This is a genomic window from Pseudomonas sp. AC242 (genome assembly GCF_979258655.1).
Genome location: NZ_OZ409873.1, coordinates 4,506,035 through 4,532,804 on the forward strand (window position 1 = coordinate 4,506,035; position 26,770 = coordinate 4,532,804).

Here is a 26,770-nt window from a genome sequence, read left to right on the forward strand (position 1 = left end):
TTACCTCACTTCGCCATCATGTAGGTGTGGATGCTGAACATGATCCACAACGACAGGCCAACCAGCAGCACGATCACGATCGCCGTAAAGACGAATGCAATCACGTTGTTACGCTGAGCAATGGAACGGTCCAGGTGCAGGAAGTAATACAGGTGAACAATCACCTGGATTACTGCGAACAGCAGAACGATTGCCAGCGTGGTGGCTTTCGGCAGGCTCGGGTACATCACCAGACCGAATGGGATGACGGTCAGGATCACCGACAGGATGAAGCCAATGGCGTACGACTTTACGCTGCCGTGGCCAGCATCATGGCTGTCATGGGAGTGTGCATTAGCCATTACAGAGTCCCCATCAGGTAAACAACGGTGAATACGCAGATCCACACCACGTCCAGGAAGTGCCAGAACAGGCTCAGGCAGCTCAGACGGGTCTTGTTGGTCGCCGTCAGGCCGTGCTTGTTGACCTGGTACATCATGATGCCCATCCAGATCAGACCCGCCGACACGTGCAGACCGTGGGTACCGACCAGGGTGAAGAACGCGGACAGGAAGCCGGAACGGCTAGGACCGAAGCCCTCGGAGATCAGCAGGTGGAACTCGTTGATCTCCATGGCGATAAAGCCTGCGCCGAGCAGGAAGGTCATGAACAACCAACCCAGGACCGCCTGCTTCTTGCCTTTGTACAACGCCAGCATGGCGAAGCCGTAGGTGATCGAACTGAACAACAGCAGAGCGGTTTCGCCCAGCACGTATGGCAGTTCGAAGATGTCGTGGCCCGACGGGCCACCGGCGACGTTGTTTACCAGTACTGCGTACACCGCGAAGATCGACGCAAACAGAATGCAGTCGGTCATCAGGTAGAGCCAGAAACCGTATACGGTCATCTCGCCCGAATCGTGGTGATGGTCATCGTGCCCATGGTCACCATGGGCGTGTCCAACATTGGTCACTAAGTTCGACATGGTTTAAGCCTGTTCCAACGAGGTTTCAACACGGGTGGCACCGGCCGGGATTTTCCCTGCCGCGACCAGACGCTTGTGCTGCTCGGCTTCGATACGCTCGATCGTTTCAACCGGAACCATATAGCCCTGGTCGTCACGTGCAGCGTGGATCACGAAGTAGATGACGGTGCCGGCCAGGCTGGCGATCGCCAACCACCAGATGTGCCAGATCATCGCGAAACCGAAGACGGTCAACAGTGCGCCCATCACCACGCCAGTGGCGGTGTTGTTCGGCATGTGGATCGGCTCGTACTTGGCCGGACGCTGGTACGCAGTACCGTTTTCCTTGGCTTCAGTGAACGGGTCGATGCAGTCAGCCTTAGGCAGCACAGCAAAGTTGTAGAACGGCGGTGGCGACGAGGTCGACCATTCCAGGGTGTGTGCATTCCACGGGTCACCGTGATCGCAAACGTTCTCTGGCTTGTTACGGTCACGCACGCTCACATAGAGCTGGATCAGCTGGCAGGCAATACCCACAGCGATCATCACCGCACCGAACATGGCAACGTACAGGTACGGTACCCACTCAGGGTTGGTGGTAGCGTTCAGACGACGGGTCATGCCCATGAAGCCCAGTGCATAGAGCGGCATGAACGCGACGAAGAAGCCCGAGATCCAGAACCAGAACGCTGCTTTACCCCAGCCTTCGTGCAGCTTGAAGCCGAACGCTTTCGGGAAGTAGAACGCGAAACCAGCGATGTAACCGAATACCGCACCGCCGATGATCACGTTGTGGAAGTGCGCGATCACGAACAGGCTGTTGTGCAGAACGAAGTCAGCACCCGGGATGGCCAGCAGTACGCCGGTCATGCCGCCGATGGCGAAGGTCACCATGAAGCCCAGAGTCCACAGAACCTGGCTGGTGAAGCGCAGACGGCCCTGGTAGATGGTGAACAGCCAGTTGAATAGCTTCACACCCGTCGGGATGGAAATCAGCATCGTCGCCAGACCGAAGAAGGCGTTGACGCTGGCACCCGAACCCATGGTGAAGAAGTGGTGCAGCCAAACCATGAAGCCCAGTACCGAGATCGCGCCCGAAGCGTAGATCATCGAGTGGTGGCCGAACAGTTTCTTGCCGGTGAACGCCGAGATCACTTCCGAGAAGATGCCGAATGCCGGCAGGATCAGGATGTAAACCTCAGGGTGGCCCCAGGCCCAGAACAGGTTGACGTACATCATTGGATTGCCACCAAGTTCATTGGTGAAAATGTGGAAATCCATGTAACGGTCAAGGGTCAGCAGTGCCAGGGTAGCGGTCAGGATCGGGAACGAAGCCACGATCAGAACGTTTGCCCAGGTGCAGGTCCAGGTGAAGATCGGCATGTCCATCAGTTTCATGCCAGGGGTACGCATTTTCAGTACGGTCGCGAGGAAGTTAACCCCCGTTAACGTCGTACCTAACCCGGATAGCTGTAGCGCCCAGATGTAGTAGTCCATGCCCACGCCAGGGCTGTATTGCAGACCCGACAATGGTGGATAGGCAACCCAACCGGTCTTGGCGAATTCGCCAACGCCCAGGGACAGGTTGATCAGCACAACGCCGGACACCAGCAGCCAGAAGCTCAGGGAGTTCAGGAACGGGAACGCAACGTCACGCGCGCCGATCTGCAGCGGCACTGCAAGGTTCATCAGGCCGGTGAAGAATGGCATCGCCATGAAGATGATCATGATCACACCGTGAGCGGTGAAGATCTGGTCATAGTGTTCAGGTGGCAGGTAGCCAGGCGAACCCTCGGTGGCCATGGCCAACTGGGTACGCATCATGATGGCGTCGGCAAAGCCGCGCAGCAGCATGACCATGGCGACGATGATGTACATCACGCCGATTTTCTTGTGGTCGACCGAAGTCAGCCACTCGGTCCACAAGTACGTCCACTTCTTGAAGTAGGTGATTGCAGCGAACAGCGCCAGACCACCGAGGGCGATCATGGCGATGGTCACCATCACGATCGGCTCGTGGAATGGGACTGCTTCCCAACTTAATTTACCAAACATCGTTTACTCCTCTGCCCCGGCAGCTGAATGCGAACTCGAGTCAATTTCCGTGGCCGCCACTTCTTTCTCTTTCTTCTCGTGCTTCAGCGGCTTGCCCGGCTTCATACCTTCGTACTTGTCGACGATGATCTGGAACTGGTTCGGCGTGACCGAGGAGTAGAGCTCGACTGGGTTGTTCTGGCTCGGTTTGGCAAGGGCCGCGTATTCAGCTTGATCAAGCTGTTTAGGTGACTTCTTGACTTCACTTACCCAGGCGTCGAAATCTTCCTGAGTGGTGGAGATAGCTTTGAACTTCATGCCGGTGAAACCCGCGCCGCTGTAGTTGGCGGAGATACCGTCCATCTCAGCGTTGCGGTCAGCGATCAGGTGCAGTTTGGTCTGCATGCCCGCCATCGCGTAGATCTGGCCGCCCAGACCCGGGATGAAGAACGAGTTCATCACAGCGTCAGAGGTGATCTTGAAGTTGATTGGCGTGTGCGCCGGGAACACGATCTTGTTGACCGTGGCAATGCCTTGTTCCGGGTAGATGAACAGCCACTTCCAGTCCAGCGCAACGACTTCGATGGTCACTGGCTTGACGTCGGATTGAATCGGACGATACGGGTCCAGTTCGTGGGTCGAAATGTAGGTGATGTAACCCAGGGCAATGATGATCAGGACCGGGATGGTCCAGACTGCCACTTCGATTTTGGTCGAGTGCGACCATTTCGGGGTGTAGACGGCGTTCTTGTTCGACGCGCGGTACTTCCAGGCGAACAGGAAGGTCATGACGATAACCGGCACGACGACCAACAGCATCAGCAGGGTCGCGGTGATGATCAGGTTTCGCTGTTCCAGGCCAACCTGGCCCGTTGGATTGAGCAAGGTCATGTTGCAGCCTCCCAGCAACAACGTGCCGAGCAGCGGCACTAGGCCTAGTAATCTGGGGTACCTGTTTTTACTCATCTCACGACCTCTAAAGCAGCTTGCGCAATGCAGTTGGGTTTTGATCGCCAACACTTCACCCTGCCAAGGGTTGGCATTTTCTTTGGATTGAATAAGGGCCGCCCGTCGCGCGTCAGACGCTCGACAAAACCTGGGACAGCGGTCAGTTCTTATTCGAATTCGTGGTCAAAGGCCTTGTTACAGACCAATTCCATTTGGTGCGGAAAGTTGGAAGGCACCGACACCTGGGTGTCTTGAAAGCCTTGCGACTCACTCGACACCCGACTTCCTGCTCGCCTCCTTAATAAAGGCTGAACAGTGCCGGGAATTCAGTGCGGGCGATTGTAGATAGGTAGCGCCCTATACACCATGTCTTATCCCGAAATAATTTTTATCCGTTCGAGCAACAATCCATCGCCATTTTTGCAAAAGTTCCGCATGTTATCGAAATAGATTCTCAACAAAAACACCAAAAATTGTAGGTGTACCCGCGTCAGTTCAGACAGCTCTGAAGGCTTTTTCCGAACGCTGAAACAGCGCAAGCCCCGATAACCCAAGGCTTTTGGCCATCTGCCAGCGCTTGTTAAAACTGCCTGCTCTGGCACTCGCGTGCTAAAGCCGAAAAACCCCGAATCAGACCAATCCTTTTTTGTAACAACGGCCGATTCCGCGTCACTGAGGAGCCCTGCGACACGGCGCGTGTGACAACATGTCGCACACTTGCCGCACCCTCCCTTGCCGTCCGTCACGGTGTTTTCACAAACACTCTGAAATGCAAAACGCCCCGATATGCTGATACGCAAATCGAGGCGTTTTCTGTATCGGCCAGACTGCCGAATAGTTGACTCAGCGCAGTGCTTTTCGGTTACGCGAGGTCAGCAGCGGCACCAGAATGACCACCAGCACGAACGCCAGCAGTGCCCATTGCGCCAGCGACAGACCGAGGATCGGCGGGTAAGGCGTGGAGCAGAAACCGTCGACCTGAAAGCCCAGCGGGAAGATTTTCGCCAATGGCAGATCATCGACAATCGGCTGCAGCACATCGATGCCGCAGCTCACCGCCGGATAGAACTGGGTGTACACGTGATGCCCGGCCACACCGGCCCCGGCAATCGCACAAAGCACCACCAGCACTTCGAATACGGTGATGCTGCGACGGCTGTGCATGGCCGCGCCGATGAACGCGAACAACGCGATCAACAACAACGCATAGCGCTGCAAAATGCACAGTGGGCACGGTGCTTCACCGAGCACGATCTGCATGTACAACGCACCGCCGATCAGTGCCAGGCAGATAATGCCCAGCAGCACCAGAAAGCGCCGTTCACGTCCCAGTCGAATCGTTTCCTCGCTCATCGCGTTTCCCTTGTAAGTCCATGGTTCAGCTGGCCGGCGGCTGCGCGTGCAGTTGCGCCATCAAGCTGATGTTGTCTTCGATATGCCAATTGGCCGCGATGCGACCGTTATCAATCTGATAGATATCGGTTGCCCGGAAGTCTACACGCTGGCCCTGCCCTTTGAGAGCCTTGAACGTACCGCTGAAGTGCCCGCGAAAGTGCAGGTGCACTACCACGCGATCACCGGCGATGATCATTTGCTCGATGTCGCAACTCAAGTCCGGCACCGCCGTGCGAAAGAACTTCGACGCCAGCAACGGCCCGGTCGGCCCCTGCACCCGGCCCTCGGGTGGCGTCTGGTCGACAAACTGCGGCGACAACGCCGCCGTGGCCAGCGCCTCCTCACCGGAATTCCAGAAACTGCCATAACGCCGCGCGGCTAATTCCATGGCTTCGACCTGCGCCTTGGGCAGGCTCTGATCGACGATCAGGGTCTGCGGTTTTATCAAGGCAGATTCGGCAGAAGCAAACGGGCTGGCCAGCAACGCGGCTGAAAGACCGATGGCTGCAAAACTGAAACGACGAGCGAAGGCGAAGTGCGACATGGGGCGATCCTGATCATGTAAACGAACGAGCGCCTATCATCAGCATCGGGGAATAAACGATAAACCGGTTAAGAAATGATTAACCTTTAAACACTTTTTAAGAATCAGCACCGCGTAACGGCCTTCGCGAGCAGGCTCGCTCCCACATTGATCTGCGCCGAACACAAATCCTGTGGGAGCGAGCCTGCTCGCGAATGAAGGCAACCCGGTTTCAGATCACTCCAAAGCCGCTGCAGGCCCGAAGAACTCATAACGGCTCTGCTGCTCCGGTACACCCAGCGCTTTCAAATGCCGCTTGATCGCCGCCATAAAACCCTTCGGCCCGAGGAAGTAAGCATCCACATCACGCTGAGCCGGCAACCACTCGCCCAGCAACGCCTGATCCAGCATCCCGACCTTGTCCGCCGCCGGGCTGACACCGTCATCTTCGGCATAGCAGTAAAAACGTTTGAGTTGCGGATGACGCGCCGCCAGCTCATCAATCCAGTCACGGAACGCATGCACGCGGCCATTGCGCGCGCAGTGGATAAAGTGCACCGGCCGCTCGGTTTCCAGCGCTGCTTCGAGCATCGCCAGAGTCGGCGTGATGCCAACGCCGCCGCTGATCAGCACCAACGGTTTGTCGCTCGCAGCCAAGGTGAACTCACCCGATGGCGGGAACAACTGGATGCTGGCGCCAACCTGCAGTTGATCGTGCAAGTGATTGGACGCACGGCCACCCGGTTCGCGTTTGACGCTGATGCGGTACTGACCGTTGTTTGCCAACGCCGACAGCGAGTAATTGCGGCGGATTTCTTCGCCATCGAGGATCAGCTTCATGCCGATGTACTGACCCGGTTCGGCCGCGAGGATCGGGCCTTTATCAGCAGGTTCGAAGTAGAACGAAATTATCTCCGCGCTCTCCTCGACCTTGGCCGCGACGATGAACTCGCGCGCACCACGCCAGCCGCCAACGGCGTGTTCTTTCTGGTCGTAGATTGCGGTTTCGGCGCCGATCAGGATGTCAGCTAACTGGCCATACGCCGCGCCCCAGGCACTCATCACTTCCGGTGTGGCGATCTCTTCGCCGAGCACTTCGGAAATCGCCCGCAACAGGCAGGCGCCGACGATTGGGTAGTGTTCCGGAAGGATCTGCAGGGCGACGTGCTTGTTGATGATTTTCGCCACCAGATCGCCCAACTGGTCGAGCTGATCGATGTGCCGCGCGTACATCAATACGCCGTTAGCCAAGGCGCGGGGCTGGTCACCGCTGGCCTGGTGCGCCTGGTTGAACAGCGGGCGAACTTCCGGGTATTCAGAGAGCATCATGCGGTAGAAGTGCGTGATCAGCGCTTCACCGCCGCTTTCCAGCAGAGGCACGGTGGATTTGACGATGGCACGATCCTGGACGCTAAGCATAAGGTTGACTCCTGAGCTTCTTGGAAAAGTTACCTAAGAGTTATCAGTATTCATGCCAACTTTTTTATCCATATAAATCAATAGCTTGAAATTCAAGTAGTCATAAAGACTCAGAGCACCTTATAGTCATCCGGACTACATCTTGTCTCTTTGACTACAAGACCATGACCGCCAAATCCCTGCTCACCGCTCTGCTGCCTCTCGTCTCCGACCTGTCTCGCGAACTGCCCGAGGGCGAGCGCTACCGACGCCTGCTTGAAGCCATGCGCGCCTTGCTGCCCTGCGATGCGGCGGCGTTGTTGCGCCTCGACGGCGAAGCACTGGTGCCGCTGGCGGTGGATGGCTTGAGCACCGACACCCTTGGCCGGCGCTTCAAAGTCAGCGAGCACCCGCGCTTCGAGATTCTGCTGAGCGGCGCCGGCCCCACGCGATTCGCCGCCGACAGCGACTTGCCCGATCCTTACGACGGTTTGGTCGACGGCCTCGACGAACACCTCGAAGTTCACGATTGCCTCGGCTGTCCTTTATTTGTCGATGAAAAACTCTGGGGCCTGATCACCCTCGACGCCCTCGACCCCGAGCGATTCGAACCGATCGAACTCGACGCCTTGCAAGCTTTCGCCAGCCTCGCCTCGGCCACGGTCAACGCCGCCGAACGCATTCAACGCCTGGCCAATCGCGCTGAAGACGAACACCAGCGCGCCGAGGTTTATCGCCAGGCCAGCGGTCAGCAGAACCGCGAGATGATCGGCCAGAGCAAGGCGCTGAAAAAACTGGTTGAGGAAATCAATCTGGTCGGCGGCAGCGATCTGACCGTGTTGATCACCGGCGAAACCGGCGTCGGCAAAGAACTGGTCGCCCAAGCGATCCACGCGGCTTCACCGCGCGCCGACAAACCGATCATCAGCCTCAACTGCGCCGCGTTGCCGGATACGCTGGTAGAAAGCGAACTGTTCGGCCACGTGCGCGGCGCCTTCACCGGCGCCACCAGTGACCGCCGTGGCAAGTTCGAACTGGCCAATGGCGGCACGCTGTTTCTCGATGAAGTCGGTGAGTTGTCGCTGACCGTGCAGGCCAAGTTGTTGCGCGTGTTGCAGAGTGGTCAATTGCAAAGATTGGGTTCAGACAAGGAGCATCAGGTCGATGTGCGCCTGATCGCCGCAACCAATCGCGACCTGGCCGAAGAAGTGCGCAGCGGTCGCTATCGTGCCGACTTCTATCATCGCCTCAGCGTGTACCCGCTGCGCGTGCCGGCGCTGCGTGATCGCGGCCGCGATGTATTGCTGCTCAGCGGTTTCTTCCTCGAACAGAATCGCTCGCGCATGGGCCTCAACAGCCTGCGCCTGAACAGCGACGCCCAGGAAGCACTGCTCGCCTACACTTGGCCGGGCAACGTGCGCGAGCTGGAACACTTGATCGGACGCAGTGCGCTGAAAGCGTTGGGCAACTGCAAGGTGCGGCCGAAGATCCTCAGTTTGAGCGCGGCGGATCTGGATTTACCGCGTGAGGTTGTGGATAACTCGGTTGAGGCTGTTGTTGGTGCGGTGACCGAGATGCCGTTGATCAGTGGGGATTTGCGCAGTGCGACGGAGCAGTATCAGCGGCGTTTGATCAGTGCGGCGCTGGAACGCAATCAGGATAACTGGGCGAGTGCGGCGCGGGAGTTGGGGCTGGATCGGGCGAATCTTGGGCGGATGGCCAAGCGGTTGGGCATGAAAGGCTAAAAGCACACCCTCACCCTAGCCCTCTCCCGGAGGGAGAGGGGACTGATTGGGAGATATTCAAGAATTCCGCCGACGTGAAAGATCTTTACCGAATCCATAATCGACTCGGTCATTCAGGTCGATGTACAACGCCAGACGCCTCGGTCGGCCCCCTCTACCTCTGGGAGAGGGCTGGGGTGAGGGGCCGTGTTCGAGAGAACAGCGATAAACTCAAGCCGACCACCCGACAACTAACCTAAAGCCCACCCCTTTAACGCCGATAACCCGGCATCAATAGTTTCTGGCGATTTCCACCCTCGCCCACCACCTTTCCACAGAAGGTTCATATGTCCTCCACCAAAGCCCGCGCAGATTCACTTTCGCTTCTGCTGTTTACCTTGCGCAGCGGCAAGCTGATGGCGATCAACCTGCTGAAAGTCAGTGAAATCATTCCCTGCCCGCCGCTGACCAAACTGCCGGAGTCGCACCCGCATGTGAAAGGCATCGCCACGTTGCGCGGCGCCTCGCTGTCGGTCATCGACCTCAGCCGCGCCATCGGCGAGCGCCCGCTGGAAGACCCGAACGGCGGTTGCCTGATCGTCACCGACGTCAGCCGTTCGAAGCAGGGCCTGCACGTGCAGGCGGTGAGCAAAATCGTTCATTGCCTGACCACCGACATCAAACCACCGCCGTTCGGCTCCGGCGGCTCGCGTGCCTACATCACCGGCGTGACCTCGGTGGACGGTACGCTGGTGCAGGTGCTGGATATCGAAAAGGTTATCCACAGCATCGCCCCGGCGCAGATCGAAATGGCCCCGACCGATCTGAGCATGGAAGACGCTGATGTGCTCGGCAATGCGCGAATTCTGGTGGTCGACGACAGCCAGGTGGCACTGCAACAATCGGTGCACACCCTGCGCAACCTCGGCCTGCAATGCCACACCGCACGCAGCGCCAAGGAAGCCATCGACTGCCTGCTCGACCTGCAAGGCACCGCGCAGCAAATCAACCTGATTGTCTCCGACATCGAAATGTCCGAGATGGACGGCTACGCCTTCACCCGCACCCTGCGTGAAACGCCGGACTTCGCCCATCTGTACGTGCTGCTGCACACCTCGCTCGACAGCGCAATGAACAGCGAGAAAGCGCGCCTGGCCGGGGCGAACGGCGTGCTGACCAAGTTCTCCTCGCCGGAACTGACCCACTGCCTGATCGAAGCGGCCAAACACGTCGCGGCACACGGGCACTGAGTCTTGGCCGAGACGTATTGTTTTTTGATGCGGCGCGACCTCGGTAAGGACGCGCCGGATGCGCCTTGGCCACAGGACATTGAACTGCGCACGTACTCCGTCGAACTGGCGGCGGACGTGCATCATTTGATGCAACTGGGCTACCGCGAAGGCGGCGGCCGAGTGCCGGCGCTGGACGCTTGGCAGCAGCAATTCGAGAGCAATCCTGAATACGATCCGTCGTTGTGCTTTATTGCCCACGATGGCGACGGCGTGGTCGGTGTGGCGCAATGCTGGACCAGCGCCTATATCAAAAATCTGGTGGTGCATCCGCGCATGCAGGGCCGAGGACTGGGTCGGGCGTTGTTGCTCCATGCATTCAAGGTGTTTCAGCAACGGCGCGAAGGGTTTGTAGATCTGAAGGTGCTGGAGGACAACCATCGCGCGCAGCGGTTGTATGAAGGTGCCGGGATGTATGTGGTCCGTCGGGAACTGGTGCCGGACTGATTAAAGTCAAAAGATCGCAGCCTTCGGCAGCTCCTACAGGGAACCGCATATCCATGTAGGAGCTGCCGAAGGCTGCGATCTTTTAACGGTGTCCCAGGCAACAAAACTCTTTAGGCACACTCCAACCTTGGCCACCCACGACCAAGGATGCCCCCCATGAAAGCGCTCACCCTCAGCCTGCTCTGCCTCACCGCTCTCGCGTCCCAGGCCCACGCCTCCAGCCCCGATGCCTGGGCCGCCTACGACAAAACCGTGCTCGCCAGTTGCACCAAGGCCAGCGGCCTGAAAAACGCCAAACCCGTCGGCACGCCCGCGCAATTCGATGACCGCGTCGGCTACACCGCCGTTCTGCTGCAAGGCCAATACCCGCAAAAACACATGAAAGGCCAGCAAGGCACCGAGCTGTGCCTGTACAACAAAAAATCGAAAACTGCTTTCGTCACCGAGTGGGACTCGATCCGTCCGACCGGCAAAACCCAGTGAATGGCGCATAACTTGCTTCGATCCAGGCCTGTGCGGTGGTTTTCCGCCACCGTTTCACACCCTGATTGAAGACAGATCGCTCAATGAATACGACGTTTTCCTGCGTAGGCTGCGGCAAATGCTGCACCGATCACCATGTCCCCCTGACCTTGGCCGAAGCCCGCATGTGGGCGGCGGATGGCGGCCAGGTGATCGTGCTGGTGGAGGCTTTTCTCGGCAATGGTCTGGGCTTGCCAGCGCAACAGCGTGAGCACGCTGAACGGCGTTCGGCGGTGGTGCGCAGCGGTGTCACGGATGCCCACGTGGCGATTACCTTCGCCGCGTACAACGTCGGCCCTTGCCGGAATCTTGACGAAGACAAGTTGTGCCGGATCTACGAGCGGCGGCCACTGGTGTGTCGCATCTATCCGGCGGAAATCAACCCGCATATCCCGCTCAACCCTGCCGCCAAGGATTGCCCGCCGGAGTCCTGGCAACAGGGGCCGGTGCTGATTGCCGGTGGCGAGTTGGTGGATCAGGAACTGGTGGAGTTGATTCAACGCTCGCGCCAGGCGGATCGGGATGACATCGGCATCAAGGATGCGATTTGCGCGATGCTCGGGATTCGCACCACGGCGTTGAAGGGTGACGGGTTTACAGCGTATTTGCCGAATATGAGCGCTTTTGCTTCGGTGATTGATCAGGTCACCGCACAACCGCTGACGACGACTCCGAGTGAGTGGGTGTTTCATTTGTCCGGGGATGATGTGGCCGGGCAAGTGTTGGCGGCCGGGGCACAGGTGGTGACTGAACCGGCGCAGACGTATGCGTTTATTTCGCTGCGGGCGGCTTGATCGGGGTTTTGCAGCGATCGAACCGGCCTCATCGTTAGCACGCTAGCTCCCACAGGTATCTCGGGCGTTCACATAATTTGTGTACGACACAGAACCCTGTGGGAGCTGGCTTGCCAGCGAAAGGTCCGGCACGGGCAGTACCAATCGCCGCGTTGAACGCAGGCGGGATTAAAACTCAGCGCTTGCCCATCGAACGACGGGTACCCGGCGGCGCCATGCCCGGGGTCTTGGTGTGGCCATTCTTGGCGCCGTTCTTGTACCACGGCTGGTTCGAGCCTTTGGCAGAGGCCAGCTCGCCCGGCTTGAATGGAAATTTGAACGCCGGGATTTCGGCTTTGGTATCGCTGGTGTCGGCCAGTTCAGCCGGGACATCGCTCACAGCGTCGTCAACCGGCGGCAGGGTCGGGGAAGTCATAAAAGCTCCGGAAAGCAAAAAGTCGGGCCCGATCAGTGAGCCGCGAAGGCGCGCAGTATACCTGTGCGCCATCGCTCGGCACCTGAAGATTTGCAACGCACGCCGAACGGTTTACAGGTAACTGATGATGACAATGCCTTTGTCGGTCGAGGTCTTCAACGCTTCGTAGCGCATGGAAATCGGCAGCGCCTGATGACTGCAGACGTTGCGCTCAGTGTCGACATCGACTTTCACGCCGGGCTTGATTTCGATCTGGCGAGACTCACGAGACGCAAACGCCCCGACCGGTCCGACCTGACAGCCAGAATCAACGATTTGCCCGGTAAAGCGGATCTCACCGGATTGGCTGGCCGGCGCGGCGAAGGCTGTGAGTGGAAGCAAGAGGAGCACAGATGGCAGAGCGGTTTTCAGCTTCATTTCAAGACACTCCCGGGGTGGACGGCCCAGAGAGATTTGGGCCGTGCGCGGCTTGAGCCATACAAGCTGTATCCGCTCATAGAGGCGGATCTTTAAGAGATTAGTCAGGATCGCAAGCCGTGCCGAATGTCAGTTCATTCGTTGCTGGACGTTACTCAACAATTGCGAGGTGCTTTCCAACAACTGCGCCAGAAGCGCGTCATCCTCATCCATATACCCTTCGTATTCCGCGAGATTGCGCCGCTCATGACACAGCGCGAACAATCGCACCTGAACCTTGCTGATATGCGCCGTATGCACCAGGCACTGAAAGACCAGATAGCGTTTATCTGATCGAAAGCCACTCAATCGAAGCGCCGTCAGCGCCAACGCGTGCGCTGCGTTATAAGCCAAGTCGAAACGGCTGGAAAAAGACAACGTAGAAGTTTGCGCATCCTTGAGCCGGTCCACGGCCGAGCGCATCAAGCCCTCACACTCCTTGCGATCCGGCGGCTCCGCTTTCAGCCCACCGCTACGTAGAAGATTCTCCAGACTCTCGTTGCTGCCCATCCTTGGACTCCAAAGGGTTTGCCCCTAACAGATCGATTTTTTCCTGCTGCACTACCCGCACGACAAAGCTGTTTTGCGCAGCCAGTTTCGCCGTCCAGTCTTGCGGGGTGTAAAGCGTGGGGTTGATGGGACGACCCAATTGCTCCTCCATAGGCATGAGCAGTTCCATGACGTCACTGTAGTGCAGGCCTTCGCCAATCAGCATGAGATCAATGTCACTGAGTGTGTTTGCTGTGTCCTTGGCGACGGAGCCATAGACAAACGCCCAGGTGATCTGCTCGGTAAATGGCTGCAATGCCTGACGCAGAGGCTCGGCGATGCCAAACGTCTTGCGGGCGATGCCCAGTAGTTCGGCATAGATGGGACAGGTGGGATTGGCCTGGTAATGGTTCTGATTACCCACCCTTTTCATGCGCAACACACCGGCTCGCTGCAGACGGTCGAGTTCACGCATGAGACTGCCTTTGCCAACACGCGCCCAGCGCGCGATCTCATTGGCATAGAAAGTCTGGTCAGGCTTACCGAACAGCAGACCCAACACTTTTTGTTGAGTGGTGGTAAACAGCGCTTCGCTTAGAGAGATAGTTTCCACTGTGAAGGCCAAAGAGTCCCAAAAAGGGAACGATAGGTCCCTTTTTGGGACTTATCAACCTTGCGAATATTTCCAGAGACAGCGGCCACAGAACAATCGCCATCGCAAACAGGCTCACACCTACATTTGGAGTGCGATCCCCTTGTAGGAGCGAGCCTGCTCGCGAAGAACGATGACGCGGTGTTCAGACGGATTACGTTTGCGGATCAACCCGATCCAGCGCCCGGTTTACCGCCAGCTCGGCGAGCATGACGATCTGCTGGATCGCCAGCGCCGTACTGCGCTGCGGGCGACTGAGCTGATCAGCCAGATCACCGGCCATGACATTGGCTGAAGCCAGCGATTCACAGGCGTGGGCGAGCAGGCTTTCGGTGTCGATGTCCGGGTGAATGAGGAACATCGTACTGGGCTGACGCGGTTTGACCGGTTCGGGACAGAGGTAGAAATCGAGCGCGCGCTTGATAGCTTCACGGGTTTTGATCTGGTCGTCGGCGCGGATGGCGTCTTCGAGTGGGGTTGTGGGATCGATGGGTGGATCTGGAACTGGCTTAGTCATTGGAAACCCTATTTTGCAAATGGGAGCCATCCCTTGCCGTTTCTCACGCGGCGAAGTGGGTGGCAGCTATGTGCGGGGTGAGAAACCGGAAAAATAAGAAACCGGCCAGACCGAAGTCTGCCCGCACACAGCTGCCATGAAGCACTTGCAAGCAGCGGACAAGCCGCCGGCAATTATGCGGACTGATGGACTGAATCACTAATTTTTCAGGGTTCTCACACCCGATCACCGAGTTTTCGGCGACAACCCAAGACTAGAGAGCGCACGTCCGACGGACAACCTGAAAACCTTGTGGGAAGGTTCTGGTTATTTGACACAAATTTAAACAGCCAAAAGCCAACCCTCACCCTAGCCCTCTCCCAGAGGGAGAGGGGACTGACCGAGGTGTTTGGGAGAGGTACACCGACGTGAAATACCGCGTTGAACTCAGGTTTTGAAACGCCCGAAAATCGGCTCCCTCTCCCTCGGGAGAGGGCTGGGGTGAGGGGCAAATCCACCACAAATCCAAAGCCGACCACGCCCCGCTCTTCACCACTCAATAGGCCGAGTGTCAGCTCGCCTGCTCTTGATCTTGACCCACGGGCGACGTCGGAAGGCTGAGTGGAGGGATTGATCCGGGCGTGGGAGCGCAGCGACCGTTTGGCGCAGCCAAACACAGCGAGAGGAGGTGCAGCGAAGCAAACCGTAGGCGCTGCGCCCGGATCGATCCCGCAGCGAAGGAACCCCGAGCCCCAGCGAGCGGGCCGCACGTAGGAGCAAGCGTTTTTGGTTACTTTTGAGGCGTTTGTCAAAAGTGACCCGCCGTAAGGGCGGAACCGTAATCAGCAACACCCGCAACAACGGATATGTACACAACGAAACTGACAGCGCCGACAGCTAGCCGTCACCCTCCTGACCCCCAAACAAGTTTATAAAGACCCTAACCCTGCCCAAACTCCGTCCGGCGCCCACCCCGCATGCGAATCCAAAAGAACAAAGCCCTGCTCGCCACCCTATTGATCGTCCTCGCAGGCGCAGGTCTGTGGTACGCCCTGAAACCCGCCCCGACCAAACTCGCCACCCCCACCGCCATCCCGGTGCGAGTCATAGCGGTCAGCGAAAAAGACGTCCCCCGCTACACCAGCGGCATCGGCTCCGTACTCTCATTACACAGCGTCGTCGTGCGCCCCCAGATCGACGGCATCCTCACCAAAATCCTCGTCAAAGAAGGCCAACTCGTCAAAGCAGGCGACCTGCTGGCCACCATCGACGACCGCTCCATCCGCGCCAGCCTCGACCAGGCCCGCGCCCAACTGGGCGAAAGCCAGGCGCAACTGCAAGTCGCCCTGGTCAACCTCAAACGCTACAAACTGCTCACCGTCGACGACGGCATCTCGAAACAGACCTACGACCAGCAACAAGCCCTGGTCAACCAGTTGAAGGCCACCGCCCAAGGCAACCAAGCCTCGATCGACGCCGCGCAAGTACAACTTTCCTACACGCAAATCCGCTCCCCGGTCACCGGCCGCGTCGGTATTCGCACAGTCGACGAAGGCAACTTCCTGCGCATGACCGACACCGCCGGCCTGTTCACCGTCACCCAGATCGACCCGATCGCCGTCGAATTCTCCCTGCCGCAGCAAATGCTGCCGACCCTGCAAGGCCTGATCAACGATCCGCAGCGCGCACCGGTCAAGGCCTACATCGGCGCCGACACCGATGGCGAAACCGGCAACCTGCTCGGCGAAGGTCACCTGACCCTGATCGACAACCAGATCAACGCCAACACCGGCACCATCCGCGCCAAGGCCGAATTCGACAACGCCAGCCAGAAGCTCTGGCCCGGCCTGCTGGTCACGGTAAAAATCCAGACAGCCCTCGACAAAGATGCGCTGGTCGTCCCGCCCACCGTTGTACAACGTGGCCTCGACCAACACTTCGTTTACCGGGTCAACGGCGACAAGGTCGAAGCCGTGCAAGTGCAGATTGTTTATCAAGGCAGCGGTCAGGACATCATCAAAGGCGTGAAGGCCGGTGACATGCTGGTCACCGATGGCCAGTCGCGGCTTAAACCGGGTTCAACGGTGCAAGTCATGAGCGAGCCGGCGCAGGTGGTGCAAGCGGAGCCGAAACCATGAAGGCGCACAAAGGCGTCTCGACGTGGTGCATCGATCACCCGGTCGCAACCATTCTGCTGACCATCGCGCTGGTGCTGGTCGGTTTGATTGCCTTCCCGCGTTTACCGATTGCCCCACTGCCGGAAGCGGAATTTCCGACGATTCAGGTGTCCGCGCAGTTGCCCGGCGCCAGCCCCGACACCATGGCCTCGTCCGTGGCCACGCCGCTGGAGGTGCAATTCAGCGCCATCCCCGGCATGACCCAGATGACCTCCAGCAGTGCGCTCGGCTCCAGCCTGCTGACCCTGCAGTTCACCCTCGATAAAAGCATCGACACCGCCGCCCAGGAAGTCCAAGCGGCGATCAACACCGCCGCCGGCAAACTGCCCAAGGACATGCCGACCCTGCCGACTTGGAAGAAGGTCAACCCGGCCGACAGCCCGGTGCTGATCCTCAGTGTCAGCTCGTCACAAATGCCCGGCACCGAACTCAGCGACCTGGTGGAAACCCTGCTCTCGCGTCAGATCAGTCAGATCGACGGCGTAGGCCAAATCAACATCACCGGTCAGCAACGTCCGGCGATTCGCGTACAAGCCTCGGCCGACAAACTCGCGGCGATCGGCCTGACCCTCGCCGACATTCGTCTGGCGATCCAGCAGACCAGCCTCAACCTCGCCAAAGGTGCGCTGTACGGCGAATCGAGCATTTCCACACTGTCGACCAACGACCAGTTGTTCCACCCCGAGGACTACAGCCAGCTCATCGTTTCCTACAAGGACGGCGCCCCGGTTCACCTGCGCGATGTCGCCAAAGTCGTCAACGGCTCGGAAGATGCCTACGTGCAAGCCTGGGCCGGTGATCAACCCGGGGTGAACCTGGTGATCTCGCGTCAACCGGGCGCGAACATCGTTGAAACCGTCGACCGCATTCAAGCCGCCCTGCCCGGCCTCGAAGCGATGCTGCCGGCCTCGGTACAGGTGAAAACCCTGATCGACCGCACCCAGACCATTCGTGCCTCCCTGCATGAGGTCGAGATCACGCTGTTGATCGCGATCCTGCTGGTGGTCGCGGTGATGGCGCTGTTCCTGCGCCAGTTGTCGGCAACCTTGATTGTTTCGGCAGTACTCGGCGTGTCGTTGATCGCCAGTTTCGCCCTGATGTATATCCTCGGTTTCAGCCTGAACAACCTGACGCTGGTGGCGATCGTGGTGGCCGTGGGATTTGTGGTCGACGATGCCATCGTGGTGGTGGAAAACATCCACCGCCATCTGGAGGCCGGCGACGATATGCGCGAAGCGGCGATCAAGGGCGCCGGCGAGATCGGCTTCACCGTGGTCTCGATCAGTTTCTCGCTGGTGGCGGCGTTTATTCCGCTGCTGTTCATGGGCGGTGTGGTCGGGCGACTGTTCAAGGAATTCGCCCTGACGGCGACCTCGACCATCATGATTTCCGTGGTGGTCTCGCTGACTCTGGCTCCAACGTTGGCGGCGCTGTTCATGCGCAAACCGGTGCACCACGCCCACGCCAAACCGGGCTTCAGCGAACGTCTGCTCGGCTGGTACGAGAAAGGTCTGCGCCGCGCCCTCGCCCATCAGAAGTTGATGATCGGCGTTTTCGGTTTATCGCTGGCGCTGGCCATCGGCGGTTACATCTTTATCCCGAAAGGTTTCTTCCCGGTGCAGGACACCGGTTTCGTCCTCGGCACCACTGAAGCGGCTGCGGATATTTCCTACGGCGACATGGTGAAAAAACACTTGGCCATGGCCGAAATCGTCGCCGCCGATCCGGCCGTGCAGGCGTTTTCCCACTCGGTCGGCGTGTCCGGCAGTAACCAGACCATCGCCAACGGCCGCTTCTGGATCGCCCTGAAAAAACGCGGCGACCGCGACGTTTCAGCCAGCCAGTTCATCGACCGCATCCGTCCGCAACTGATGAAAGTCCCCGGCATCGTTCTCTACTTGCGTGCCGGCCAAGACATCAACCTCAGCTCCGGCCCAAGCCGCGCGCAGTACCAATACGTGCTGAAGAGCAACGACGGCGCGACCCTCGCGACATGGACGCAACGCCTCACGGAAAAACTGCGCAGCAACCCGGCGTTCCGCGACATTTCCAACGACCTGCAACTGGGCGGCAGCATCACCCACATCAGTATCGACCGCAGCGCCGCCGCACGTTTCGGCCTGACCGCCAGCGATGTCGATGAGGCGCTGTACGATGCTTTCGGCCAACGGCAGATCAATGAATTCCAGACCCAGGTCAACCAGTACAACGTGATTCTGGAGCTGGACACCAAACAACGCGGCAAGGCCGAAAGCCTCAACTATTTCTACCTGCGCTCACCGCTGAGTGGCGAGATGGTGCCGCTGTCAGCGCTGGCCAAATTCGACGCACCCACCATCGGCCCGCTGTCGATTGCCCACGATGGGATGTTCCCGGCCGCCAACCTGTCGTTCAACCTCGCGCCCGGCGTGGCGTTGGGTGATGCGGTGATTCTGCTCAATCAGGCCAAGGCCGAGATCGGCATGCCGACGGCGATCAGCGGCAATTTCCAGGGTGCGGCGCAGGCGTTCCAGAGTTCGCTGGCCAGCCAGCCGTGGCTGATTCTCGCGGCGCTGGTGGCGGTGTACATCATTCTCGGAGTGCTTTATGAAAGCTTCGTGCACCCGCTGACGATCATTTCGACATTGCCGGCGGCGGGTTTGGGCGCAGTGATCATGCTATGGATCTGCGGCCAGGACTTTTCGATCATGGCGTTGATCGGCCTGGTGTTGCTGATCGGTATCGTCAAGAAGAACGGCATCCTGATGATCGACTTCGCCCTCGAAGCGCAGCGCCACCGAGGCCTGTCGCCGCAGGAGGCGATTTTCGAAGCGTGCATCACGCGGTTCCGGCCGATAATCATGACCACCCTCGCCGCCCTGCTTGGCGCGCTGCCGCTGATGCTCGGTTACGGCACCGGTGCCGAACTGCGCCAACCGTTGGGGATCGCGGTGGTCGGCGGTTTGCTGGTCAGCCAGATGCTGACGTTGTTTACCACTCCGGTCATATACTTGTGGCTCGAGCGGCTGTTCCACCGGCCCAAACCGATGCCCTCACCGGCATTGGCGACCACAGACTGAGGCAGGGTCATGCGCGTTCTGATTATCGAAGACGAGGAAAAAACCGCGGACTATCTGCACCGCGGTCTGACGGAACAGGGTTACACCGTGGATCTGGCCCGCGACGGCGTCGAGGGTCTGCATCTGGCGCTGGAAAGCGACTACGCGGTGATCGTCCTCGACGTCATGCTACCGGGCCTCGATGGCTTCGGCGTACTGCGCGCATTGCGTGCACGCAAGCAGACCCCGGTGATCATGCTCACCGCCCGCGAGCGCGTCGAAGACCGCATCAAAGGCTTGCGCGACGGTGCCGATGATTACCTCGGCAAACCGTTTTCCTTCCTCGAACTGGTCGCGCGTCTGCAAGCACTGACCCGGCGCAGCGGCGGCCACGAACCGGTGCAAGTGAGCATCGCCGACCTGTGGATAGATTTGATCAGCCGCAAGGCCACTCGCGCCGGCACCCGACTGGATCTGACCGCCAAAGAGTTCTCGCTGCTCAGCGTCCTCGCCCGCCGCCAAGGTGAAATCCTTTCGAAAACCGCCATCGCCGAGATGGTCTGGGACATCAATTTCGACAGCGATGCCAATGTCGTCGAAGTCGCAATCAAACGTCTGCGCGCCAAGCTCGACGGACCGTTCGACGAGAAACTGCTGCACACCATTCGCGGCATGGGTTATGTGCTGGAGAGCCGTGGTGTCCAGTAATTCCATCGCGCTGCGCCTCAGCGGCATGTTCACGCTGGTCGCGCTACTGGTGTTTCTGTTGATCGGCGGCGCGCTGTATCAACAGGTCGACAAAGGCCTGGGATTACTGCCGGAAGCCGAGCTGGATGCACGTTACAGCGTGCTCGAATCGGCGCTCAATCGCTTCGGCACGCCGGAGCATTGGGTGAAGATCAACGCCAAGTTGAAGCTGCTCGGCGAAGAGGACAAACGCATTCGTTTCTGGGTGGTGAGTGGCGATCCGGGTTACGAGTATGGTCAGCCGGATGCGGCGATTCGCGGGTTCGCCCAAGGGCCGCTGGGCATGCATGACCTGCAGTTGCCCGACCATCCTTATCCGCTGAAAGTGCTGCTGACCGAGCTGCCAGCCAAGGATCAACGGCCGCCGCTGCGCTTCATGATCGGCATTGATACCGAGACCTTTCACGAGACTCAACACAACCTGCTGATCGCGCTGATCGGGCTGGCGATTGTCGGTGTGCTGATGGCTTCGGCACTGGGTTATTGGGTCGCGCGGATTGGTTTGAAGCCGTTGATCAAACTGTCCCATGAGGCTCAACGACTGGCGCCACCGCTCAGGGCCGGGCGCTTGCGTTTGTCGCCGCTGCCACCGGAGCTTGAGCAGTTTGTCGATTCGTTCAACTCGACGCTGGAACGGGTCGAGCAGGCCTATTCAAGACTTGAGTCGTTCAACGCCGACGTCGCCCATGAACTGCGTTCACCGCTGACCAATTTGATTGGCCAGACGCAAGTGGCGCTGACCCGTGGGCGCTCTGCCGAACACTATTTCGAAGTGCTGCAATCCAATCTTGAAGAGCTGGAACGGCTGCGTTCGATCATCAATGACATGCTGTTTCTGGCCAGTGCCGATCAGGGCAACAAGGCGACCAAGCTCACCTCGACTTCGCTGGCTGATGAGGTGGCGACGACGCTGGAGTATCTGGATTTCATCCTTGAAGATGCGCAGGTTGAAGTGCAGGTCAGCGGTGATGCACTGGTGCAGATCGAGGTCGCGCATTTGCGCCGGGCGTTGATCAATCTGTTGAGCAATGCGGTGCAGCACACCGGCGCGGGTCAGGTGATTGAGGTGCGCATCGAGGTTGAGGAACATCAGGTGAGTATCGGCGTGGCCAACCCCGGTTCGCCGATTGCCAGTGAGCATTTGCCACGGCTGTTCGAGCGCTTTTATCGGGTCGATGCGTCGCGCAGTAACAGTGGCAATAACCATGGCTTGGGGCTGGCGATCGTTAAAGCGATTGCGCTGATGCATGGCGGGGATGTGTTTGTGCGCAGTGATCGGGGGATGAATACTTTCGGGATTTATTTGCCGGTCTGAAAAGCCCCTCACCCTAACCCTCTCCCGGAGGGAGAGGGGACTGACCGTGGTGTTCTTTCGAAGTACGCCGACCTGAAAGCTCGAGTCGAACTCAGGCTTTGAAAAGCCCCCTATCGGCTCCCTTTCCCCCTCGCCCCCCTGGGGGAAATGGGACTGAGCGAGTTGTTCTCTCGAAGTACGCCGACCTGAAATATCCAGTCGAACTCGGATTCTGAAAAGCCCCGGATCTGCTCCCTTTCCCCCTCGCCCCCTTGGGGGAGAGGGCTGGGGTGAGGGGGTTGCCCTTGGCCGCGCCGCGATCTTCGACTTTTACCTCCCGCGCAACAGTCATTTATGAAAATCACGCTGTTTCCCAACGCCCGGCGACCTTATCTTTGCCCGCACCAAACAGCACTCGCCAAGCGAGAAGGTTTTCAAGATGTCCAACAGTATGGGTATTGCCAGCGCGTTCGTTTTGTCCTCATTGATCCTGTCGCCGATGGCGATGGCTGAAGAATCGCAGTCGTTCGTGGCGCACAATGTCGCTCGCGCTCAGGCCTTCGATCAGCATCAGGCCGAAGTGATGGCCAAGGCTCAGGACGCCTCGCAAGCCCCGCAGGCTGCTACTTCCCAGGCGCAAACCGCCGAGAAAGACAGCTGAGTCGCGCTCCGCGCCAACGTTTCCCTCGACGCGGTTGTTTGGCTCTTCCCGTTCAACCGTCGTCATTCCAGGCCGCTGCCTTTCAGCGGCCTTTTTTCGTTGTGGTCTGAAAGCCGTTTGGTTCGTCTGTAACAACAAGAAACATCGAGCGCCTCAAAATATAGAGGCGCCAGTTGACCCAAGGAGCTCCATTGCACGTGCGTTACCCAGTCCGCTTCACCCCGCTGTTCATTGCAATTGCCGCAACGATTGCCCCTGCCGCCCACGCCGACGAGCCTGCCAAAGAAGGCTTTGTCGAGGGTTCGAGCCTCAACCTCAACGCCCGCAACTACTACATGAATCGCAACCGCTTGCAGAAAGCGGACGACAACATCGAGTGGGGCCAAGGCTTTCTTGGGGTGTTCAAATCGGGTTACACCGAAGGCACAGTCGGTTTCGGCATTGACGCCCACGCCATGCTCGGGTTGAAGCTGGATGGCGGTGGCGGCACGGACGGGTCGAGCATCCTGCCGGTCCGAGAGAATGGCGGCAAAGCACCGGGAGCGTTCTCCACGGCGGGTGGCACGTTGAAAATGCGTGCGTTCGATACCGAATTGAAGGCCGGAGACCTGTTCCTCACCAACCCGGTCATCGCCGGCGGTGAAACGCGCATGCTGCCGCAGACTTTCCGTGGTGTGAGCCTGACCAACCACAGCTTCGACGGCTGGTTGATCGAAGGTGGCCAGGCCAGTTTTACCAAGCCGTACAACCAAAGCGGTCACACGCGTATTGGCACTTCCTACGGCACCCTTGCCGACGGCGATGAGAGCCAGCACCTGAACTGGGCCGGCGTGGCGTGGAGCGGTGTCGAAGGCCTGACCAGCAGTCTTTATGCCTCCGAGCTGAAGGACATCTGGAACCAGTACTACTACGACCTGGATTACACCTGGCAGTTGAACGATCTGGTCAGCCTCAACCCTGGCCTGCATTTCTATCACACGCAAGACACCGGTGATGCGCTGCTGGGCAACATCGACAACAACACCTACAGCCTGCATTTCACCGTTGGCGTCGGTAATCACAGCGTTACCGCCGCGTATCAGCGGGTCAACGGCAACACGCCGTTCGACTACATCAGCCAGGGTGACAGCGTTTATCTGGATAACTCGCAACAGTACTCCGACTTCAACGGTCCGAACGAGCGCTCGTGGAAGCTCAAGTACGCCTATGACTTCGCCGGTGTCGGCGTGCCGGGTCTGACCTCGTCTGTGTCCTACTCGCGCGGCACTGTCGACCTGACCAAAGTTGACCCCGACAGCAAAGGTTATTCCAACTGGTACAGCGCCGATGGCCGCAACGCCAAGCATTGGGAACGCGATCTCGACTTGAAGTACGTGGTGCAGAGCGGTCAGGCCAAGGATCTGGCGGTGCACCTGCAATGGGCGACCAACCGTGGCGGCAACGGTTACGGCGTGATTGATTCGGATACAGATGAATACCGCGTGATCATCGACTACCCGATCAACGTCTTCTAAGATCGGCGCCACAGCACAGTCTTGAAGTCCAGGCTCGCTCCCACATTAGGAATGGTTTCTGGCTTCGGCTGTGGTGTTTGGCCTACTACGCTTATAAGACCTTCCCCCAACCGACAGCCCAATCATGATCGCGAGCCGTACCCCACCCGTTGCGGGCAAGACCGGACGCCCCGAGCTGCTGCTGATCTGCGGCAGTTTGCTGACAGTGATCGCGATTCTGTGCATCGTCACGTTCCTGCTGATCCGCGAGCACGCCAATGCTCGGGAATCGGCGACCCGCAGTGCCACCACCATTGCGCAACTGATCGACGCCGATGTGCTGCGCACCGTCGAGCTGTACGACTTGACCCTGCAAGGCCTGATCGCCGCCGCCCAGCGCGATGACCTGCAAGATGTCACACCGCAGATCCGCCATCTGGCGCTGTTCGACCGCTCGACCACGGCACGCTTCAAGGGCGACATTCTGTTGCTCGACAAACACGGGAATGTGATTGCCGATTCTTCGCGAATCGAGCCAAAACCGGGTAATTTTGCCGACCGCGATTACTTCCTCGCCCACGCCTTCAATCGCGACATCGGCATGTTCATCAGCCGTCCGTTCAAGACCCGTTGCGACTGCGACGAGGCCAATCAGTGGCGAATCAGTTTCAGTCGCCGGATCTCCTCGCAAACCGGTGAGTTCGCTGGTGTGGCCGTGGCGTCGATGAAACTCGACTACTTCGACCAATTGTTCAACAGCCTCGACATTGGCAAAGACAGCACGCTGAACATCATCAACAGTGACGGCGTCCTGCTCGCACAGAAGCCTTATCTGCAAAGTGATTCCATCGGCAAAAGCTTCGGCAACCGGCCGAATGTCGTGCGCATCCTCGGCGACAAGGACGGCAGCGGCAGTTTCACCAGCACCTCGAGCATGGATCATCAGCAGCGCCTCTATACCTATTCGCGGGTTGGCAATTTGCCGTTGACGGTGATGGTTGCGCTGTCCAGCGATCAAGTGTTCGGCACCTGGCGGCGCACCGCGATTCTGATCAGCGGTGCCACGGGCGTGTTGTGCGTGGGTCTGTTGTGGCTGACCTGGCTGTTGGCCCGCGAATTACGCTTGCGCCAGCGTGCCGAGCGCGAGCTGGCGCAACTGGCTGCTACCGATGCGCTGACGGGCGTGGCCAATCGGCGAATGCTCGATCAGGCACTGCGTCATGAGTGGTTCCGCGCCCAGCGCTCGGGCAAACCGATGTCGGTGATGATGATTGATGCTGATCACTTCAAGGCATTCAATGATCGACATGGGCATCAGGCCGGGGATCAGGCGTTGAAGACGCTGGCCAAGGTCATCACGGACAATGTGCGGCGACCGGCGGATCTGGTCGCGCGTTATGGCGGTGAAGAGTTTTCGGTGATTCTCGCCGAGACCGACGGTCATGGCGCGCAGCAGATTGCCGAGCATATTCGTCAGGCGGTGGAGCAATTGCCATTGGTCGATGGGGCTGAGCGGCCGATGACCGTGAGTATTGGCATCGCGACATGGACGGCGGCGAGCGAGATGACGCTGGAGCAGTTGCTGTTTGCGGCGGACAAGGCGTTGTATCAGGCCAAGGAAGGTGGGCGTAACCGGGTGGTGGTGGCTGCCTGATAGATGTATTGGCTTCACCGGCCCTATCGCTGGCAAGCCAGCTCCCACAGGGATTTGTGATGTGCTGCAGATTTGTGATTCACAAAGAAACCTGTGGGAGCTGGCTTGCCAGCGATAGGGCCAGATCAGGCACCAGAGAAATTGCAGGCATAAAAAAAGGCCATCCGAGGATGGCCTTCAAAAAACTAGAGAGGTTTTTTACTTACACCGCCGCAACCGGGCGCATGTAAGAGATTGGTGCGGTGCTGGCGTCTTCGAACGTCACCACTTCCCAAGCATCTGTCTGCTCAATCAACTTGCGCAGCAGCTGGTTGTTCAGTGCATGACCGGACTTGAAGCCTTTGAACTCACCAATCAGGCTGTTGCCCAGCAGGTACAGGTCGCCAATGGCATCGAGGATCTTGTGCTTCACGAATTCGTCTTCATAGCGAAGGCCGTCTTCGTTCAACACGCCATCGGCATCGACCACGATTGCGTTTTCAACGCTGCCGCCGAGTGCGAGGTTGTGCTTGCGCAGGTACTCGATATCACTCATGAAACCGAAGGTACGGGCGCGGCTGACTTCTTTTACGAACGAAGTGCTGGAAAAATCCACGCTTGCACTTTGGGTGCGGTCCCGGAATACCGGGTGATCGAAATCGATCTCGAAGCTCACCTTGAACCCTTCGAAAGGGACGAAAGTGGCGCGCTTGTCGCCGTCTTCCACTGTCACTTCACGCAGGATGCGGATGAATTTCTTGGCGGCGTCCTGTTCTTCCAGGCCTGCCGATTGAATCAGGAATACGAAGGGTCCAGCGCTGCCATCCATGATCGGGACTTCGGACGCGGAGAGCTCGACGTAGGCGTTATCGATGCCCAGGCCAGCCATGGCCGAGAGCAAGTGCTCTACCGTGTCCACTTTCACGTCGCCGTTGATCAGCGTCGTCGACATAGTGGTTTCACCGACGTTTTCCGCGCGGGCAGGAATCTGCACCACAGGGTCGAGGTCAGCGCGACAAAACACAATGCCAGTGTCGACAGGCGCAGGCTTGAGGGTCAGATAGACCTTCTCACCGGAGTGCAGGCCTACACCTGTGGCACGGATAATATTTTTCAGTGTGCGTTGTTTAATCATGGCTTGGGCCGCTTCAGCGCAAATTGCGAACTGGTATCAACAAAGGCTGGCGATGATAGCAGACCAT

Annotated in this window: 25 protein-coding genes; 12 read left to right on the top strand and 13 right to left on the bottom strand. The window is 58.7% G+C overall.

Going from position 1 to position 26,770, the window contains the following annotated elements:
* Window positions 1-5: 5 nt before the first annotated feature.
* The 7 genes from cyoD to hmpA form a co-directional block, all read right to left on the bottom strand.
* Window positions 6-341: a cytochrome o ubiquinol oxidase subunit IV gene (cyoD, locus tag ACZZ0A_RS20115; protein WP_007916940.1), complete on the bottom strand. Its 336-nt coding sequence runs from the start codon at window positions 339-341 to the stop codon at window positions 6-8.
* Window positions 341-964: a cytochrome o ubiquinol oxidase subunit III gene (gene cyoC / locus ACZZ0A_RS20120; RefSeq protein WP_007916943.1), complete on the bottom strand. Its 624-nt coding sequence runs from the start codon at window positions 962-964 to the stop codon at window positions 341-343. The genes cyoD and cyoC overlap by 1 nt, the downstream gene beginning before the upstream one ends.
* A gap of 3 nt (window positions 965-967) precedes the next feature.
* On the bottom strand, window positions 968-2,998 hold the full coding sequence (cyoB, locus tag ACZZ0A_RS20125; protein ID WP_007916945.1) for a cytochrome o ubiquinol oxidase subunit I: 2,031 nt from the start codon (window positions 2,996-2,998) through the stop codon (window positions 968-970).
* Window positions 2,999-3,001: 3 nt separating this feature from the next.
* A complete protein-coding gene (gene cyoA, locus ACZZ0A_RS20130; RefSeq protein ID WP_007916947.1) occupies window positions 3,002-3,943 on the bottom strand; it encodes a ubiquinol oxidase subunit II in 942 nt (313 codons plus the stop codon).
* Between the two features lie 825 nt (window positions 3,944-4,768).
* Window positions 4,769-5,278 (bottom strand): disulfide bond formation protein B, encoded by a 510-nt coding sequence (locus ACZZ0A_RS20135; RefSeq protein ID WP_463543650.1) that lies wholly within the window; start codon window positions 5,276-5,278, stop codon window positions 4,769-4,771.
* Between the two features lie 25 nt (window positions 5,279-5,303).
* Window positions 5,304-5,864, bottom strand: coding sequence for an ester cyclase (locus ACZZ0A_RS20140; RefSeq protein WP_007916950.1), 561 nt, complete (start codon window positions 5,862-5,864; stop codon window positions 5,304-5,306).
* Between the two features lie 216 nt (window positions 5,865-6,080).
* The gene (gene hmpA / locus ACZZ0A_RS20145; protein ID WP_123376545.1) at window positions 6,081-7,262 is read right to left on the bottom strand and encodes an NO-inducible flavohemoprotein; all 1,182 of its coding nucleotides are present in this window, start codon (window positions 7,260-7,262) and stop codon (window positions 6,081-6,083) included.
* Window positions 7,263-7,426: 164 nt separating this feature from the next.
* Between hmpA and norR the strand changes: the two genes are divergently transcribed.
* The 5 genes from norR to ACZZ0A_RS20170 all read left to right on the top strand — a co-directional run bounded on the left by norR (window position 7,427) and on the right by ACZZ0A_RS20170 (window position 12,017).
* Entirely contained in the window at window positions 7,427-8,986 is a 1,560-nt protein-coding gene (norR, locus tag ACZZ0A_RS20150; RefSeq protein ID WP_463543651.1) for a nitric oxide reductase transcriptional regulator NorR, read from the top strand.
* Between the two features lie 326 nt (window positions 8,987-9,312).
* The gene (locus ACZZ0A_RS20155; RefSeq protein ID WP_007916955.1) at window positions 9,313-10,215 is read left to right on the top strand and encodes a chemotaxis protein CheV; all 903 of its coding nucleotides are present in this window, start codon (window positions 9,313-9,315) and stop codon (window positions 10,213-10,215) included.
* 27 nt (window positions 10,216-10,242) lie between these two features.
* Entirely contained in the window at window positions 10,243-10,701 is a 459-nt protein-coding gene (locus ACZZ0A_RS20160) for a GNAT family N-acetyltransferase (protein WP_007916957.1), read from the top strand.
* Between the two features lie 156 nt (window positions 10,702-10,857).
* Window positions 10,858-11,184 (top strand): hypothetical protein, encoded by a 327-nt coding sequence (locus ACZZ0A_RS20165; RefSeq protein WP_463543652.1) that lies wholly within the window; start codon window positions 10,858-10,860, stop codon window positions 11,182-11,184.
* Between the two features lie 83 nt (window positions 11,185-11,267).
* Entirely contained in the window at window positions 11,268-12,017 is a 750-nt protein-coding gene (locus tag ACZZ0A_RS20170; protein WP_007916961.1) for a YkgJ family cysteine cluster protein, read from the top strand.
* A 175-nt stretch (window positions 12,018-12,192) separates the two neighbouring features.
* On the opposite strand, the gene ACZZ0A_RS20175 is transcribed toward ACZZ0A_RS20170, so the two are convergent.
* The 5 genes from ACZZ0A_RS20175 to ACZZ0A_RS20195 all read right to left on the bottom strand — a co-directional run bounded on the left by ACZZ0A_RS20175 (window position 12,193) and on the right by ACZZ0A_RS20195 (window position 14,546).
* A complete protein-coding gene (locus tag ACZZ0A_RS20175) occupies window positions 12,193-12,432 on the bottom strand; it encodes a hypothetical protein (protein WP_007916963.1) in 240 nt (79 codons plus the stop codon).
* A gap of 111 nt (window positions 12,433-12,543) precedes the next feature.
* Window positions 12,544-12,849, bottom strand: coding sequence for a type 1 fimbrial protein (locus ACZZ0A_RS20180; RefSeq protein ID WP_463543653.1), 306 nt, complete (start codon window positions 12,847-12,849; stop codon window positions 12,544-12,546).
* Window positions 12,850-12,978: 129 nt separating this feature from the next.
* A complete protein-coding gene (locus tag ACZZ0A_RS20185; protein ID WP_414917007.1) occupies window positions 12,979-13,398 on the bottom strand; it encodes a hypothetical protein in 420 nt (139 codons plus the stop codon).
* Window positions 13,361-13,990, bottom strand: a complete 630-nt coding sequence (locus tag ACZZ0A_RS20190) for a nucleotidyltransferase domain-containing protein (protein WP_007916969.1) — start codon at window positions 13,988-13,990, stop codon at window positions 13,361-13,363. Before ACZZ0A_RS20190 ends, ACZZ0A_RS20185 begins: the two co-directional genes overlap by 38 nt.
* A gap of 193 nt (window positions 13,991-14,183) precedes the next feature.
* Window positions 14,184-14,546 carry a DUF6124 family protein gene (locus ACZZ0A_RS20195; protein WP_007916971.1) on the bottom strand — a complete coding sequence of 121 codons (363 nt, stop codon included), beginning with the start codon at window positions 14,544-14,546 and terminating at the stop codon, window positions 14,184-14,186.
* 956 nt (window positions 14,547-15,502) lie between these two features.
* On the opposite strand from ACZZ0A_RS20195, the gene ACZZ0A_RS20200 reads away from it, so the two are divergent.
* The 7 genes from ACZZ0A_RS20200 to ACZZ0A_RS20230 all read left to right on the top strand — a co-directional run bounded on the left by ACZZ0A_RS20200 (window position 15,503) and on the right by ACZZ0A_RS20230 (window position 25,589).
* Window positions 15,503-16,663: an efflux RND transporter periplasmic adaptor subunit gene (locus ACZZ0A_RS20200; RefSeq protein ID WP_463543654.1), complete on the top strand. Its 1,161-nt coding sequence runs from the start codon at window positions 15,503-15,505 to the stop codon at window positions 16,661-16,663.
* Window positions 16,660-19,761 (top strand): multidrug efflux RND transporter permease subunit, encoded by a 3,102-nt coding sequence (locus tag ACZZ0A_RS20205; protein WP_007916977.1) that lies wholly within the window; start codon window positions 16,660-16,662, stop codon window positions 19,759-19,761. The genes ACZZ0A_RS20200 and ACZZ0A_RS20205 overlap by 4 nt, the downstream gene beginning before the upstream one ends.
* Before the next feature lie 9 nt (window positions 19,762-19,770).
* A complete protein-coding gene (locus tag ACZZ0A_RS20210) occupies window positions 19,771-20,448 on the top strand; it encodes a heavy metal response regulator transcription factor (RefSeq protein ID WP_007916978.1) in 678 nt (225 codons plus the stop codon).
* The gene (locus tag ACZZ0A_RS20215) at window positions 20,438-21,802 is read left to right on the top strand and encodes a heavy metal sensor histidine kinase (RefSeq protein WP_463543655.1); all 1,365 of its coding nucleotides are present in this window, start codon (window positions 20,438-20,440) and stop codon (window positions 21,800-21,802) included. Before ACZZ0A_RS20210 ends, ACZZ0A_RS20215 begins: the two co-directional genes overlap by 11 nt.
* A gap of 418 nt (window positions 21,803-22,220) precedes the next feature.
* Window positions 22,221-22,442, top strand: coding sequence for a hypothetical protein (locus ACZZ0A_RS20220; protein WP_463543656.1), 222 nt, complete (start codon window positions 22,221-22,223; stop codon window positions 22,440-22,442).
* Window positions 22,443-22,639: 197 nt separating this feature from the next.
* A complete protein-coding gene (locus tag ACZZ0A_RS20225) occupies window positions 22,640-23,956 on the top strand; it encodes an OprD family porin (protein ID WP_463543657.1) in 1,317 nt (438 codons plus the stop codon).
* Between the two features lie 124 nt (window positions 23,957-24,080).
* Entirely contained in the window at window positions 24,081-25,589 is a 1,509-nt protein-coding gene (locus ACZZ0A_RS20230; RefSeq protein ID WP_463543658.1) for a sensor domain-containing diguanylate cyclase, read from the top strand.
* 202 nt (window positions 25,590-25,791) lie between these two features.
* On the opposite strand, the gene lpxC is transcribed toward ACZZ0A_RS20230, so the two are convergent.
* The gene (gene lpxC, locus ACZZ0A_RS20235) at window positions 25,792-26,703 is read right to left on the bottom strand and encodes a UDP-3-O-acyl-N-acetylglucosamine deacetylase (RefSeq protein WP_007916984.1); all 912 of its coding nucleotides are present in this window, start codon (window positions 26,701-26,703) and stop codon (window positions 25,792-25,794) included.
* Window positions 26,704-26,770 lie beyond the last annotated feature (67 nt).

Coding starts and splice junctions, on each gene's coding strand:
- cyoB (WP_007916945.1), bottom strand. CDS start 2,998: ATGTTTGGTAAATTAAGTTGGGAAGCAGTCCCATTCCACGAGCCGATC.
- ACZZ0A_RS20210 (WP_007916978.1), top strand. CDS start 19,771: ATGCGCGTTCTGATTATCGAAGACGAGGAAAAAACCGCGGACTATCTG.
- ACZZ0A_RS20230 (WP_463543658.1), top strand. CDS start 24,081: ATGATCGCGAGCCGTACCCCACCCGTTGCGGGCAAGACCGGACGCCCC.
- ACZZ0A_RS20200 (WP_463543654.1), top strand. CDS start 15,503: ATGCGAATCCAAAAGAACAAAGCCCTGCTCGCCACCCTATTGATCGTC.
- ACZZ0A_RS20140 (WP_007916950.1), bottom strand. CDS start 5,864: ATGTCGCACTTCGCCTTCGCTCGTCGTTTCAGTTTTGCAGCCATCGGT.
- ACZZ0A_RS20155 (WP_007916955.1), top strand. CDS start 9,313: ATGTCCTCCACCAAAGCCCGCGCAGATTCACTTTCGCTTCTGCTGTTT.
- ACZZ0A_RS20135 (WP_463543650.1), bottom strand. CDS start 5,278: ATGAGCGAGGAAACGATTCGACTGGGACGTGAACGGCGCTTTCTGGTG.
- ACZZ0A_RS20205 (WP_007916977.1), top strand. CDS start 16,660: ATGAAGGCGCACAAAGGCGTCTCGACGTGGTGCATCGATCACCCGGTC.
- cyoD (WP_007916940.1), bottom strand. CDS start 341: ATGGCTAATGCACACTCCCATGACAGCCATGATGCTGGCCACGGCAGC.
- ACZZ0A_RS20175 (WP_007916963.1), bottom strand. CDS start 12,432: ATGACTTCCCCGACCCTGCCGCCGGTTGACGACGCTGTGAGCGATGTC.
- ACZZ0A_RS20180 (WP_463543653.1), bottom strand. CDS start 12,849: ATGAAGCTGAAAACCGCTCTGCCATCTGTGCTCCTCTTGCTTCCACTC.
- norR (WP_463543651.1), top strand. CDS start 7,427: ATGACCGCCAAATCCCTGCTCACCGCTCTGCTGCCTCTCGTCTCCGAC.
- ACZZ0A_RS20165 (WP_463543652.1), top strand. CDS start 10,858: ATGAAAGCGCTCACCCTCAGCCTGCTCTGCCTCACCGCTCTCGCGTCC.
- lpxC (WP_007916984.1), bottom strand. CDS start 26,703: ATGATTAAACAACGCACACTGAAAAATATTATCCGTGCCACAGGTGTA.
- cyoA (WP_007916947.1), bottom strand. CDS start 3,943: ATGAGTAAAAACAGGTACCCCAGATTACTAGGCCTAGTGCCGCTGCTC.
- hmpA (WP_123376545.1), bottom strand. CDS start 7,262: ATGCTTAGCGTCCAGGATCGTGCCATCGTCAAATCCACCGTGCCTCTG.
- ACZZ0A_RS20195 (WP_007916971.1), bottom strand. CDS start 14,546: ATGACTAAGCCAGTTCCAGATCCACCCATCGATCCCACAACCCCACTC.
- ACZZ0A_RS20170 (WP_007916961.1), top strand. CDS start 11,268: ATGAATACGACGTTTTCCTGCGTAGGCTGCGGCAAATGCTGCACCGAT.
- cyoC (WP_007916943.1), bottom strand. CDS start 964: ATGTCGAACTTAGTGACCAATGTTGGACACGCCCATGGTGACCATGGG.
- ACZZ0A_RS20220 (WP_463543656.1), top strand. CDS start 22,221: ATGTCCAACAGTATGGGTATTGCCAGCGCGTTCGTTTTGTCCTCATTG.
- ACZZ0A_RS20160 (WP_007916957.1), top strand. CDS start 10,243: ATGCGGCGCGACCTCGGTAAGGACGCGCCGGATGCGCCTTGGCCACAG.
- ACZZ0A_RS20185 (WP_414917007.1), bottom strand. CDS start 13,398: ATGGGCAGCAACGAGAGTCTGGAGAATCTTCTACGTAGCGGTGGGCTG.